Consider the following 14,247-nt stretch of genomic DNA (forward strand, 5'->3'; position numbering starts at 1 on the left):
GGGCGACAGAGCCGGCGCAGCTGCCCAGGGCGATCAGGCGGGGCGACAGAGCCGGCGCAGCTGCCCAGGGCGATCAGGCGGGGCGACAGAGCCGGCGCAGCTGCCCAGGGCGATCAGGCGGGGCGACAGAGCCGGCGCAAAATGAGCGAAGCGAATGCATTGGGTGCCGTCGATGGAATACGTGCGAAAATGCTGGTACTTATTCCGAGTGGGGTATCTCGGATAAGGACCGGCTATTTGAGCCGTATGGAGTCGAGAAAGATGAGTATTGAAAATACGAGTACTTTCTAAGGCACCAAGTCGATCTCTCTTTTAGCTATACTATTGGTTTTATTAGTATAGTGATGTTGGTTTTTAAGGTGGTTATATACGCAGTTTTTTGTATCTTATTTACCATGTTATTTATTGCAATATAGAATAGGATTTTCGGCCCAAAAAATAAACTATTTTATGTATATTATAGTATTCAAATCATGGACAATAGTACCTATTTTGGTATATAATATATGTGTGATTTACCATGTTATTTGTTGCTTATTTACAGTCATCAAAGAGGGGAGCATAGCGCTTTTACTAGTCTAAAAAAAAGAGGAACCTACTCTAATTTCAACTTGAAAGGATGTTCTATATGAACCGTAGAATTTTCTCCTTGCTGTTGGTGATCAGCATGATTACGAGCTTAATCCCTATTACTACAGCAGCAGCCAAAGAAAAGGTCAAAATCAAAAAAACCTTTGAACTAACGAAAGCCACCGATTACATCTCCTTTACGATTGAAGGCTTCGACGGGGATTTCACGTCAGTCATGATTATGCCAGGAGGTAATAAAATTCCGAGCTCGAAGAGCAATAAAATCGTCAACGGAAAAAAGACCTATTGGTCAAACAACTATGTAGTCAAACCAGCACCAAAAGGGAAATACGTGTTTGAGATTACAGCTCCTAAGTCTTCTTATTACAACCTCGTAGTAGACATCCCACTATTCAGCGATATTGCTACTCATTGGGCTAAAGACGTCATAACTGATTATGTTCAAAAAGGAATTATTAACGGATATGGAAACGGCCGTTTCGGACCCAATGACAATGTTACGGGCCAGGCCCTGATTAAGATGGCTGTGCTTTCCCTAACAGAGGAACTTCCGAATGGAATGAGCCAGTGGAAAAAAGAATTTCGTTGGAAAGTAAAAGACGAGGAGATTAGTACTGAGATGGGTTGGCATGAATATAAGTTTGTAGCCAAATCCGGAGAGCATTGGTCCAAACCTTATACAGCTGCCGCAATGGATATTGGAATAAGCAAGAACTGGAATGATAGTCAACTTGGAAAATCATTTAAACGCAAAGATGTAGCACTCCTAGTGTCGAACGTAATGGAGCTCGTCACTTCAGCGGAGACACCAAATCCTACTACATTTAACGATCTGTCCAAATTAGATACCCAGTACAAGACAGCAATTGGACTCGTTAGCAAACACGCCATTTTTAACGGCTATCCGGATGGATCCTTCAAACCTGAAGCTACTGTGACCCGTGCCGAAACTGTGAAAATATTATCAAGACTTGACGGCTACCTAAAATGATCCGATACCCTGCATCTTTATCTCATTACATTGAACCATTTCTGGAGCCCGACCAGCACGATCGAGCAGCCTACAGCTGATGCTCACTGGCAATGACTCCTGGAGCGCAGCTGGCGCGATCGAGCAGCTGCTGCGCAGCGCCGGGCGCGATCCGGAAGAGCTGATGGCCGATATCGCCACCTTCAGCTGGTGCTCACCGACAATGACTCCTGGAGCGCAGCCGTCACGATCGAGCAGCTGGTGCTCACCGACAATGACTCCTGGAGCGCAGCCGTCACGATCGAGCAGCTGCTGCGCAGCGTCGGGCGCGATCCGGAAGAGCTGATGGCCGACAGCGCCACCTTCAGCTGGTGCTCACCGACAATGACTCCTGGAGCGCAGGTCACGATCGAGCAGCTGCTGCGCAGCACCGGGCGGATCCGGAAGAGCTGATGGCCGACAGCACCACCTTCAGCTGGTGCTCACCGACAATGACTCCTGGAGCGCAACCGGCACGATCGAGCAGCTGCTGCGCTGCGTCGGGCGCGATCCGGAAGGGCAGATGGCCGACAACGCCACCTTCAACTGCAGCTCGCTAACCGGCAATGACTCTTGGAGCGCAGCCGGCACGATCGAGCAGCTGCTGCGCTGCATCGGGCGGATCCGGAAGAGCTGATGGCCGACAGCGCCACCTTCAGCTGCAGCTCGATTGCCGGCAATGACTCCTGGAGCGCAGCCGGCGCGATCGAGCAGCTTGATAAATAATTAACTACAAATCAAGGAGGAAGAGAAATGAAAAAACAATTTTACCGCTTTATTATCGCAACGATCATAGTTAGCCTAACAATCCAATTAGGAACATTCAGTGCCTCCGCTGCCAATACAGAGTTACCGTTTAACGATATTTCGAATCATTGGGCTAAGGATAACATCCTCAAAGCCTACAAAAATGGATTGGTAGATGGTTTCCCAGACGGTACGTTCCGCCCGGACGACATCGTTAAAGCAGATCAGTTCATTGTTATGATGCTAAGAGCACACAGCATCACCAAGAACGGAAAAACGGAATTTGACCCAGCTTGGTATAAAGAGCTGAAAGATCAACAACCTGCATTCCTGAACAAAATTATGGTCGCTGTTTACCAGCACAATTTTAATTTTGAGCCAGCTGCAACCGGCTACTGGGCAAAGCCTTATATTGATTTTATCTATGATACTCCGTTTATCCAGAGCTTTGATTCAGTTTTTCCAAAGAAATACGATTTGTATAAAAAGCAAATTAAACGCGAGCAAGCGGCTTACTTACTGGGTCTTTGGTTTGACACGTTTGATACATCCTATCAAAGTCTCTACAAAAACTTTGTATTGAGCAAAGCAGGCATTAAAGACATTAACACGTTTGGCTCAAACGAGGGAGGTTACCTGGGTCCTATTCTTATTTCTGGGCTGATGAATGGCTATCCGAATAAATATTTCTACCCTAAACGGTATGTAACTAGAGCGGAAGCTTTAACAATGGTACTCCGTTTAAGAGATGACAGCTTACGAAAACCTTTCAAACCGAGTCTCGCTGGCCAGCACTATATTGAGCAAGGTGGGCAAATTTACTTGTTTAGTGACAAGTTCAAGCATGACACCTATAAAAAATACCTTGAACTAGCTAAATTGCATGTGAAATCAGGGTATGTCGCTCAAGATTCAGCTCATTTGGTGGCTGTTTATAAGAGCAAAGACGATTATGAAAAATATATTTTCATGACCAAAATGGGAAGATTCGACGATAGGCCCGATGATGAAGTCACAGCGTTCGTTGGAGTCGGTACCGATAAAACGATCGGCATTAACTTCCCCGAATTGTCGAAATTTACGAATAGCAAGCCTTACTTAAACTCCCTGTATGAAGTCCTGGCCGGTAAGGGAAAGGGACCAGAGCTAAAAATCAAAATCGATGAGCTTATCAGTAAGAACTCTCCAGAAACTGAATTCAGAGTAAACAACAAGAAATTTAGATTTTTCACATCCGGAAATCGAGTTTTTGTCTCGCTCTCCTACTAAAATTAAAGAAGGTGAACTTGAATGCGTAAGCGCAATAAGAAATTGGCTTTGCTTTTACTGATTACTTATCTCCTTTCCTTTACAGAGTTTATACCATTTGAGTGGTTCAAAATGGAGTCTGTAGATGCAGCTCCATCAGCCGTGAATGGTTTTCCGAATACTTGTAAATACGACCCTAACATAGATGGTCCAATTCCTTCGCATGTTAAGCCGTGTTCTACCAATGGATTTAAATTCAATTCGAATTACTACTACAAAACGTGGGTACTAAGCAGCGAACCGTATAAAACCAGTCCTCAACGCAAACTCGTTGTATATGGTAACGTAGATTCAGTTGGGGACATTCAAGATTTTAAGAAGGGATGGCAGCCGGGGGGACCAGGATCTGAAATTTTTACTGAAGGCCATTTCTATGCGTTTAGCCCAAATGATGGTGGCATGACCTTTGGAGAATATCGCTACTTAGGGTTCACTCAAGACGGAAACCTGTTCTCCAATATTCATTTCATTAACGACGCCAATTCAGGCAATAAGCTATCGTCCAAGCATTGGGTCTACACGCCATGGTCAGATCTACCATCCTGGTATAAAAGAAAACCTACTACACCGGGAGCAATTTATAAGAACGACTCAAACGTAACTAGCGATAAATTTCGAAATATTCGTGATTATTTGAACGAGGCTCTAGGTTTTAAGATTACTCAAGGCGTCAAATATGCTGATCGTTATAAGGTGTTATCTGGCACTGAGAATCAGGATCCTCGCCTATACATGTCCATTGAACAAGCTCCTACGACAAGGGAAAAGGGCTCCGGAACCATGTACCATTACAGCTGGGAGACACATTCCCTTTGGTATCATACTTACACATTACCGAAAATGGATGATACGCCAAAAATACCTGTTCCCGTCGCTTGTGTTGCCCAACCGGTTGACAATAAACCCATCAAGATCGGGAAAAGCAATACAGTGAGTGTCCAGGTTAAAGTAGTTGGTACCTTGCAGGATGAACTTTTCTATGGCGATCCATATGATATGTTCTCCATGTATTCGCGCGATGATGTTAAAAGCTGGCGTTTGGATATGCAAGATAAAGCAACCGGCACATACAAGCAGCTCTCGTCACAAAATGCGAAAGATGGCGTCATCGTTAAAGATAACAAGGCTTCTGCGATCTTCACAGTGAATGTTGATCTCAACAAGCTTGATAAATCTAACGACAAAATGTGGAAGTTCAAAACGAATGCTGGTGCATTTGCGACTTATTATAATCACACGTCTAGTAAACCAGCCATTTCGTCTCAATATTGCAACTTGGAAATTAACGTGGAACCTACCAAAAAGTCCCCGATGCTAAGCGACTTTGGCGTAGTGGAAACCATCCAATTTGAAAAAAAATCTTCTTTCGTTAAAGAGATGGTTGGCTATCAGGATTTTTCCTATGGTAAGGAAGTCGATTACTACGAGTTCGAGATTATTTCCGAGTCTGATGGAACAAAGCAGACCAAGAAATATAACCCGGCTATACCCGAAGTAAAGGCTCCTAAAACCGGATATCTCGATCAGGCATCAGTTAACAACTTTCTGTATGGTTTCATGGCATCCAAATTCATTGGGGAAGAAGTAACCAGCACAACAGCCATACAAAAGACATTTATTATTAAGCAAACAATCGTCGATAAGGATTCAACCGTCAATAACAAGTCGGAACGGGTGCGCAACGTAACCATCCTCCATACTCCGGTAGCAGGCTGCAAACCCGATGATCCGTCTCTAATGACGCCAAAACAATTTATTTCACCTAAAGCGGATTGGCCTCTTGATTGGTATGATGTCGTGCCGTTCCCAGTCAGCGATGCGCCGCCGGACTTAGTTCCAGCAAAGAGCTGCGAGACCCCAGCAGATTATAGTGAATTCAAAAAAGAAGTGTATATCGATGGTAAGCGTATCAGTGCAGATGCCTTCTATGGTGGGCAATACGTGTTTGGAGAAGAGCTAGCTGGCCTCCGTGAAGTAACTGCCACTTTCACTGCTCCGGACGGCTCTGTGTCGCACAAGACCATGTACGTGGTCGTACACCCAACAAAACCGAATGTGGCCATCAAGCTAGAAGGTCTTTACAAGCAGAATCGCACAATGTCGGCCATTGACCGTTCGGCCGAAACTAACGATCCTTGGGTTGAAGAACGTGCTCCGCTAGAAATTACGTCTTTCAGCTTTGTTAAAGCCAATGATCCCAACTTAAAATGCAGAACGGGATACTGCGAAAACAATCTCTCCGAAAAGATGTTTCTATACAAGAAACCGGGGAATTATCAGTTTAGCATATCGGCAAAACGGGTCATTAATTACCCTGGTGGCTCAATAACGCGGTATTCGGATCCCTATGTTGTTGATTATCAGATCCTTCCCGATCACAAGCCGGCTATCTCCGCTCATGTATACACCCCGCAAGGCAGCAGGCTGGACGAGCTGCAGCTGAGCTACGATGTGGAAAGTACCGATGGAGATTTCATTTCAGAGAAGCAGCTGAAAGTCTATTATAATTCCAATAACGATGGAACTTTTGACAAGCTCGTGTATGAAACGAAGGACGATATTACAGCTCTTCCTAAATTCACACAGCTCGGACAATACGAGATTGTAATAGATGCCAAAGAAGGTACGGACCAAGACCGGCTAATGGAGTTTATAACCCCGGCAGACGATCAAAAGCATCAAAAAAAATCGTACTTTTTTATCGATAACTATGCGCCGACAAGCGATTTATACATCGATGTTCCGAATGAAAAAGCCGATATGGACGTTTATTTTATGCTGGACCAACATCTAAAACAGGGATCAACAGATTACGTCCGTAACAACAAAGTTACCCTGACCAATAACTTTAATACAGCGAATATGTTGGCCAACATTGGAATATGGGATATGCGGACCTATATGGATCCTCAATCTGCAAGCACCAGTCGAGGCACTGGCACATCATATCCGCCTAGCAGTATTTCATATAGTTCGAATGGCTATTCTGGCACTCTATCAAGAACAAATGTATCAAATACCCCATATCAGCAGGACGATGGTAGGTATGTAAAAGTCACTGACTCTATGACCGCTACGGACAGCTGTAGCCATACGAAAAGCTATTCATATGATAAAAAGGGCAATTACTCCATAACCTATGATAGTGGAGCCTGTCCTTCATCAAAGGGTTATAGTAGTGGGGGCTATTCTGGCACTCTTTCTCGTACTGGGGAAACAGGTAGTGGCTGTCCGAGTAGTGGCACACCTGGAAGCTCCTGTACTGGCAGCTGGACTGCATATTACGCTGGTACCGTAACAAGAACCAGAGACGTGTGGGAGTCTGACTGGAACACGTATGACAGCTACACAGGCTATTATGCAGGTACGATTCACAAGCCAATACGGCAGCCATACGATACATCCTACATGAGAGCTGTCCCAACGAAATACGTGGTCTACATCTCAGATTCCACTATTTCTGAGCTGCCTGATCTACAAAATGTAATGCAAAAGCATAATGCACATCTAATTCTCGTTGGAACCAACGAAATGAAGGCGCAGATAAAACACGATAAATTTATTATAAATGATGGAGATATTGGGCAAGTGGTCGATCAGGTCATTTCCTATATCTCAGAAAGCAACCCAGCTAATCCTAAGTTACTGCGGCTAGTGGGCGAAAGTATTGAAACGGTAACGGCCACATTCGACGCAGAAGGGGATCCTATTCCAGATAGCAACAACCAGCTCCAAATCACCCAGGATCCGAATTATTACGATAATTCGATGGGGTTTGATTCCTGGGGTGGTAAATCGTTAATCTCGGAAATGTCAGCTGCAAACTGGCGCCCTTATGAGTCGATCGTTACGCTTAATAAGCCCGGAAAGTATCAGTTTATCCGCCGTACCAAAGACTTACCAACGACGGATCCGAATTTTGACATGTATGGCTACTACTCCAATGAGTCCGCCATCGATGTTTTTGTCCACCGGCGACCGATAGCAGATGTCACACTGGATTTTGACTATATTCCTGCCTCTAACACGTACAAATCGACATGGGTGGACTTGAGTTATGACCTGGATCATAACATTACGCGCGCGGCAACGGATCGCGGAATCCAGCAGAGAAGTATTAAACTCACAAACAAGGGTACAAGCGAAGTGTTTACGCGGATACCAGCTGAGTTGCCTCCTGGAACATACGTGCTCGATTATATGGCGCAAGATATCGAAGGGGCTTGGTCTTTACCAATACAAAAAACGTATGTATTGCCGGATACTGTCCCTGTTCAATTCAAATCCAATTTACAGACGCAGTACAATGGGTTTTCTTTGAATAGCGTACCTGCAAGCGAAAATCTTGTGGCAAATCAGCTTTGGACGCGTTACCCATATTCAGTATCCTTACAAATGACAATGGGTAGCGTCCTATCCAGATCCATCCCATACTACACGGGGACCAAGACTGGAAACGACATCAACTGGAAAAATGAGACCTTTACGATTCCGAACACGACACCTGACGGCTTGTATACCTTCCGGATTCGCGCAAATGGATCCGTAGCAGGTTCCTATGCAGAAAATACTTACAGTGTCCGTGTTGAGACGCCAATTAATTTATATGGCCAAATCAACACACTATCGGCTTCGAAGAACGTCACGTCATTAGTGAGAGGAGACACCTACGAGCTCTATGCCGGCACAACCAAGTATCCGGATGCGAGCGTGAATAACAACGCCACACAGGTTACCATGTTTAAGGGAACGCCTTATCAGCAGATCGTAACTCTAGCTTCCACAACTAACAATACAAATGGTTACGGATCTAAAACATGGAACAAAACGTTTACAGTTGGGAATATTCCTGAAGGAACGTACACATTTGAGTGGCAATCCAGGACACCGAATGGTAATATTGAAACCGTTAGAAAGACAATCGAAGTTGTTAACCAGAACTTTCAGGTCATCGACGTCGTGCCGGATATTGAGTATTATGTGCCAGACATCGATAAACCGGATCAAAAGTATTTCATTGTTGGTAAGGAAGGCGTCGCCTCGTATGATGTCAATGTACGCGTCAGTAAGCCTATAGGTGGCGGAAGCAATAACGTCACTGTACGGCTTAAAGTAGAAGGGTACAATAAAACAGTCGTCTTGGAGAAAGTCGTCAATGTAGGATTCAACGTGACGACAGTTACCTTTGAAGATATCCCTAACATTACAGAAGACGAACTACGAGCCTACCAAACCGATAAGGGGAAAATGCGATATTCCACCCTACGCTTTACAGCTGAACTTATTTCCGGGGTCTCGGAAACCACTTTAACGGATAACATCAAGAAAAATACAACTTTCACCGGCGAAAAAATTAACTCTCAATTAATTGATTAAACCCTAAAATCCCTGGTCAACGTGATCAGGGATTTTTCATTGTGATTTAAACTCGAAGATGACCCTCGCCAACGATTAAGCTGGCAACCGGCGCAATCGATCAGCAGCTGCGCAGCGCCGGGCGCGATCCGGAAGAGCTGATGGCCAACCGCGCGACCTTCAGCTGCAGCTCGATCGCCGGCAATGGCTCCTGGAGCGCAGACGTCGCGATCGATCAGCTGCTGCGCAGCGCCGGGCGGATCCGGAAGAGCAACTGGCCGACAGCGCCACCTTCAGCTGCAGCTCGCTAACCGGCAATGACTCCTGGAGCGCAGACGTCGCGATTGAGCAGCTGCTGCACACCGCCGGACGGATCTGGAATAGCTGTTGCCGATGTCACCGCTGGCTGCCGTCAGCTGCAGCTCGCTAACCGGCAATGACTCCTGGAGCGCAGACGTCGCGATCGATCAGCTGCTGCGCAGCGCCGGGCGCAGTCCGGAAGAGCTGATGGCCAACAGCACCATCTTCAGCTGAAACACGATCGCCGGATCTCATTCCTGGAGCGTAGCCGGCACGATCGATCAGCTGCAGCACGCTAACCAGCAATGATTCCTGTGGCACAACCAGTGTGATCGGGAGAAACTACTTTGCACCAATCAAAAGATTTCAAAAGAAAAAAATCCCCCCCAGACCCCCCCTGTGAATAGTGCTTTCTACTTCTTTCGATCTTCGATCCCCCTTAACCCCTGCCGCGCCTTCGGCTTGCCACAACGTGCTCGGATGGATCGGATACACCCCAATCCGACCATCCTCCGCCGTTTCTCTTTTATCTCTACTTTGGCTATTTGAGTTACCCGTTTCACTCCTTTGGGGGCGGAGTCCCCTCAGAACCACTCTTTCATTCTTACTCTTATCTCTTTTCCACTTGTGGATAACTCCTTCCTCCTGCCACTATCCCCAGCCTCTTAAAGCGGTTGCCTTGCTACGCAAGCCTTCGGGATTATAGCATCCTCCCCACTCCCGCCCCTTCATTTGTGGCTGCTTAACGATTTTTGAAGGATTATCTGCGAAATATCTTGACACGACCCACAGGACCCCTATCATGGAGCGTTCGGCAGCCACAGCCCCCATAAAAGAGATGCGAAATAATAGAAATAATCGCTGTCTCAATTATGGAAGCTATGGTCATGGATCGGCCGTCACTCATAGGGGAACGGCTCCCTCAGGCGCCAATTAAGGCGCGACCATCGGTATCTCTACCGAAACTGCTATTCGACGTGTCCAGGTCGTGCTTTACCACGTATAGTCAAACTAACTCTAGCAGTCAGCCTACGTCTCTCGACGTACACGGACGGTTGTTCGGTCGTTGGAGTCACAACGCCGAAGTCTGGAAAGGGGCGGATTACAGATAGACTTTTACCCAGCAACGGAGGACACCTGCAGCCATCTTGTCACTGGACACCTGTACCGTCTTGCGAACGGCTCGGCCAGTGGGACACTACGCAGGGGGTGGGACGACTTACCATCACCATCAAGGCCAGGATTGGCCAGTTTGTTTTACGTCGTTTTGGGTGCCATTGCCTCCCTGATCGGGGCGGCGGCCGATATGAAGTTAACGTCCTCATTTGCCAGCTGGAGCAAAGACTCCAGCATTACACTTCGTACAAAGAATTTTTCTCTCGCCTAGCTTTTCTGCTAAACGAACCCTATTTGAACAAGATGTACATCGATAGATGTACATGCCCAAAATCGTACCTACCGCTTTCTTTGCTTCTTGCGCTTTCTCCCTAATCCGTTTCTTCCGGTCTTTCTTTTGCTTGCGTGTCTGTCGTTCGATGTTCATGGAAACGCCTGTTTTCATAGCATCCCTCCTGTTTTTGGCCACAAAAACGAGACCCGCAAAGAATCAAATTAATGATCTTCGGAGCCAATACGATCTGAGCCTATGTTTAAAAATCGATTTACTTGTACAAGATAGATAATGTAAGGCATTTCGGCATTCTTTATCTATCAAATACATAGAAGTGTTTTGTGCTTCATATATATAGTCAAACCGATCTTTTTGAAGAGCCGGTTGGAGTATAAGCTGCTGGTCTTTTCTATGTCTCAGTGCTAGTTCCATTCTTCAAATCTCCCTTGTCATGAGATGAATCTGTTTTTAGACAATAAGAAACTAGAGCCCATTCCCTCAAATTTTTTCGAAATTTAAAAGGGGCTTTTCATATGTTTCATTCAATTCATAAGCCATTTATGATTTAACGGCTGCCTGTTGGGCAGGCCCAAAAACCCATGAGATACGTCGAAAGATGTAGATAGTTTTGCCCGAAATACCCAAGATTGTATACAATTTTTTGCGAGAATCCAAGTTTTAATGTCGATACGTGTCGAATTACAACTAGTTTTGTCGAATAAAACTTCTAATCTCTTGAAAATCTCGTTAATGCCTGCTATACTGTATACAATCGAAAGACAAAATTAAAGACGACCTCCATCGTCCATTTTCGAAAAAATGGATGAGGAAGTTTGGATTCTTTTATTGCCGAGTCGGATTACCAGTCCAGATCGTCGGCGTCCCATTCACGGGTTACCAGCCCGCGGTATGGTGGATTACAATGTTACAACTCCAAATTTTTAAACTATCCTCAGACACCACTCTGAGGTTTTTTTCTATGTAAAACGCGTAATCGGTTACCAAGCCGCTCACACGATATTACCTCAACTAAAAAGGGCAGCTACAGTAGCTAGACATGCGATTAATATCGCACATCCTGCCTGCACCTGCCCATTGTATACAGATTCCGCAGGGGAAGCCGTAGTTACCCAAATTTACCTAGGTTTTTACTACGAATCCCAGCTTCCCCCTCTTGATAACCCGTTGGCCATCAAGTATACTAAAAGCAGGTGCAGGACAAGTACTAATGGAATCCACTTTATCTCCAAGGGCCCGAATCCGAGGATGAAGTGGATTTCGCATTTCTTGTGACTATTATAGCAAGGGTTGCTAGAGACTAGCAATCCTTTTTTTGTTTTTATCCACATCTGGATAAGTAAAAGGTGTTTTAAATTTACATTATGTTGCCTATTGTATACATACTATGGATTGCAATAGATTGTTAGCTAGATAAAATCTCTCTACTTTTGATACGCTATTTCCTATAAAGAGAGGTTGATAGCGTTGAGAAAATTACTTGAACCACAACCATTGCGGGTGCTTAGAAAGATTAAAGGATCAAGCCAGGAACAATTAGCCCATGCAGCCGGCATCACGTTGCTGTATTATCGCAAGGTTGAAAAAGGACCCGCTAACGGCGGAAGTATGCCAACCATTATAATTGCAAAGAAAATTGCCAAAGCGCTTGGCGTCACTGTTTACGACATCCTGGAATGGGAAGATGAGATGTGAGACGTACTTCTTCGCTTACAAATCAAATTTAGGAGCTCCATACTTCTCTCTCAAAGCCTCCTTATGAATTAGCCACTGGCGCCCTTTCTGCTTAATAAGCCCTCGTTCCATTTCAGTATCAAACTTCCGATCACGTTTGATCATAACTAAGAGCGTATTTGTTTTAAGGTCATATGCCTCTTCAGCTTCCTGAAGGGTTATATATTCCTCTAGTGACTTGCTTAATACTCTGATTTGAAGACGGCCTAATTTCTCCAACTCTCCTAAAATGTTCTGCAGCTGCTGCAATGCCAGGCTGGCCATTTCAATATCATTTAATTCTTTGGTTAAGTCCGCCAGTTCTTTTACTTCGCTCCGGAAATGAAATTCCACTTCAGCTAACACTGTGCCAGTGGGTTTCACCGGGGTAAGGAACGCTCGTTTCTCATGAATAAACTTCTTCAGTTTCTCGAGAGCTTTGGTTACTGTAGACTCTCTCCCCTTTATCTGAACCGTGATCACCCGTAGCTTCTCCTTTCGATCGCGGCCGAATCACACATACCCTCCACACAATTCGTTCAGGCACACTATAAACCCGACCAAAGTATTCTTCTTGCTTCCGAATAAACTTCGTTTTGGACACAAGAAATAGATAGGCTGGAGTCATTACCCCTTCATACTCTACAAAATCGGCTATTGATTGAATCTTGGCTCGCTGCTTGGCGCCTATGTCCGCATAGGTGTTACCGATAAAAACCGGATTCTCTCCCCACACATCACTATTAAGCATGGCCACATCATCATTCATGAGCCGGATGCTCGCCTTCAGGGACTTACGTTCCTTCAGCTTCTTGGTGTTCACATGCAGCTTGTAAACATTGTGACTACTAATCGGTTCCTTCCGTACTAACAACCGCGCTAAATTCACATGGATCGGCATGACAAAATAATGATTTAGTCCAAGCTCTTCCGACTTTTTGCGATAATACTCCATAGTTGCCATTGCAGATGCGAGGTAAACCAGGGAGGTTAAAGCTAATACTAATGAAAGCACTGCCTTCCCACACACTAATAAAATAAAAGCAACGAAGACGATTGAGACTCCCAGACCCGAAATTTCATCAGAACTGAACCAAGACCACCATTTATTCTTCATAGGCATACCTACCTGCGAGTCGGACTTGTTCGGTAATATTTGTATTCTTCCGTCCTATCCTCGATTTTCACATAATGAGGCTTCCAAATTGGTTCCTGCAGCTTCTCCGGGTCTACTTTAATGTAATCTGCGAGCTCGCCGGCACTTGGACTTACCGGGAAGGGTCCTCGCAGATCCGTTTCAGCTGTGATGTCATCCGCTTGTACACTGAAAGTCGGGATCCGCTCATAAAGGTTCAGATAACCACATTTTACAAGCGAGGCCATTGTGGTCCACTCATCCCAAAAATCCAATAGGACCGGTTCATTCTCGTTATAGAACTCTATCGATCCTTCCTCCTCAATTTCATCCGGATGGCGCGAGATCCGATTATCGAAAAAAGGACCGGATCCGGAATAGACTCGTGCATGAACACTTTCCGCAGCCAAAGTCTGCCCTGCGACGTCTCTTAACAAGCGGCCAAGCATAATAATTTGTGTTGTGCGATCGTCACAATCACTATAAGCTGGATCACAGAGGAGATCGAATAAACCGATTGGCGTGTCCGATTCTCCTATTTGGCCAGAATAGAGTTGAAAGTAATAGGGTCGCTGCGCTGTACCGTTTTTTTCAATCCAGTTTCTTGTATCAATAAATTTCATGGCTGCTTCCTTTCTTTTAAAATGACATTTTCCACATAATAACATTGACTTTTTAAAA

At 45.2% G+C, this 14,247-nt stretch carries 9 protein-coding genes; 5 read left to right on the forward strand and 4 right to left on the reverse strand.

Annotated elements, in window-relative coordinates; translation table 11 throughout:
* Positions 1-628: 628 nt before the first annotated feature.
* From ACFQZE_RS23535 to ACFQZE_RS23550, 4 genes are all read left to right on the forward strand, one after another.
* Positions 629-1,582 carry an S-layer homology domain-containing protein gene (locus tag ACFQZE_RS23535; protein ID WP_379361740.1) on the forward strand — a complete coding sequence of 318 codons (954 nt, stop codon included), beginning with the start codon at positions 629-631 and terminating at the stop codon, positions 1,580-1,582.
* A 189-nt stretch (positions 1,583-1,771) separates the two neighbouring features.
* The gene (locus tag ACFQZE_RS23540; RefSeq protein ID WP_379361742.1) at positions 1,772-2,014 is read left to right on the forward strand and encodes a hypothetical protein; all 243 of its coding nucleotides are present in this window, start codon (positions 1,772-1,774) and stop codon (positions 2,012-2,014) included.
* Positions 2,015-2,353: 339 nt separating this feature from the next.
* Positions 2,354-3,616, forward strand: a complete 1,263-nt coding sequence (locus ACFQZE_RS23545; protein ID WP_379361744.1) for an S-layer homology domain-containing protein — start codon at positions 2,354-2,356, stop codon at positions 3,614-3,616.
* A gap of 21 nt (positions 3,617-3,637) precedes the next feature.
* Positions 3,638-9,031 (forward strand): Athe_2463 domain-containing protein, encoded by a 5,394-nt coding sequence (locus ACFQZE_RS23550; protein WP_379361746.1) that lies wholly within the window; start codon positions 3,638-3,640, stop codon positions 9,029-9,031.
* Positions 9,032-10,631: 1,600 nt separating this feature from the next.
* On the opposite strand, the gene ACFQZE_RS23555 is transcribed toward ACFQZE_RS23550, so the two are convergent.
* A complete protein-coding gene (locus ACFQZE_RS23555) occupies positions 10,632-10,871 on the reverse strand; it encodes a hypothetical protein (RefSeq protein ID WP_379361748.1) in 240 nt (79 codons plus the stop codon).
* A gap of 1,314 nt (positions 10,872-12,185) precedes the next feature.
* On the opposite strand from ACFQZE_RS23555, the gene ACFQZE_RS23560 reads away from it, so the two are divergent.
* Positions 12,186-12,413 (forward strand): helix-turn-helix transcriptional regulator, encoded by a 228-nt coding sequence (locus ACFQZE_RS23560; protein ID WP_379361750.1) that lies wholly within the window; start codon positions 12,186-12,188, stop codon positions 12,411-12,413.
* Between the two features lie 15 nt (positions 12,414-12,428).
* Here the strand turns inward: ACFQZE_RS23560 and ACFQZE_RS23565 are convergent, their stop codons facing one another.
* The 3 genes from ACFQZE_RS23565 to ACFQZE_RS23575 are packed head-to-tail and all read right to left on the reverse strand — an operon-like array spanning position 12,429 to position 14,189.
* Entirely contained in the window at positions 12,429-12,914 is a 486-nt protein-coding gene (locus ACFQZE_RS23565; RefSeq protein ID WP_379361752.1) for a hypothetical protein, read from the reverse strand.
* Positions 12,838-13,548 carry a hypothetical protein gene (locus ACFQZE_RS23570; RefSeq protein ID WP_379361754.1) on the reverse strand — a complete coding sequence of 237 codons (711 nt, stop codon included), beginning with the start codon at positions 13,546-13,548 and terminating at the stop codon, positions 12,838-12,840. Before ACFQZE_RS23570 ends, ACFQZE_RS23565 begins: the two co-directional genes overlap by 77 nt.
* 8 nt (positions 13,549-13,556) lie before the next feature.
* Complete coding sequence (locus ACFQZE_RS23575) at positions 13,557-14,189, reverse strand: hypothetical protein (RefSeq protein WP_379361756.1); 633 nt, start codon at positions 14,187-14,189, stop codon at positions 13,557-13,559.
* Positions 14,190-14,247 lie beyond the last annotated feature (58 nt).

Origin of the sequence: Paenibacillus sp. GCM10027627, from assembly GCF_042675505.1 — a bacterium.
Classification (GTDB): Bacteria; Bacillota; Bacilli; order Paenibacillales; family Paenibacillaceae; genus Pristimantibacillus.

What these genes read in the sequence shown, in the direction of transcription:
- ACFQZE_RS23535 (WP_379361740.1), top strand. Translation starts at nt 629, where the DNA reads ATGAACCGTAGAATTTTCTCCTTGCTGTTGGTGATCAGCATGATTACG.
- ACFQZE_RS23545 (WP_379361744.1), top strand. Translation starts at nt 2,354, where the DNA reads ATGAAAAAACAATTTTACCGCTTTATTATCGCAACGATCATAGTTAGC.
- ACFQZE_RS23550 (WP_379361746.1), top strand. Translation starts at nt 3,638, where the DNA reads ATGCGTAAGCGCAATAAGAAATTGGCTTTGCTTTTACTGATTACTTAT.
- ACFQZE_RS23555 (WP_379361748.1), bottom strand. Translation starts at nt 10,871, where the DNA reads ATGAAAACAGGCGTTTCCATGAACATCGAACGACAGACACGCAAGCAA.
- ACFQZE_RS23570 (WP_379361754.1), bottom strand. Translation starts at nt 13,548, where the DNA reads ATGAAGAATAAATGGTGGTCTTGGTTCAGTTCTGATGAAATTTCGGGT.
- ACFQZE_RS23575 (WP_379361756.1), bottom strand. Translation starts at nt 14,189, where the DNA reads ATGAAATTTATTGATACAAGAAACTGGATTGAAAAAAACGGTACAGCG.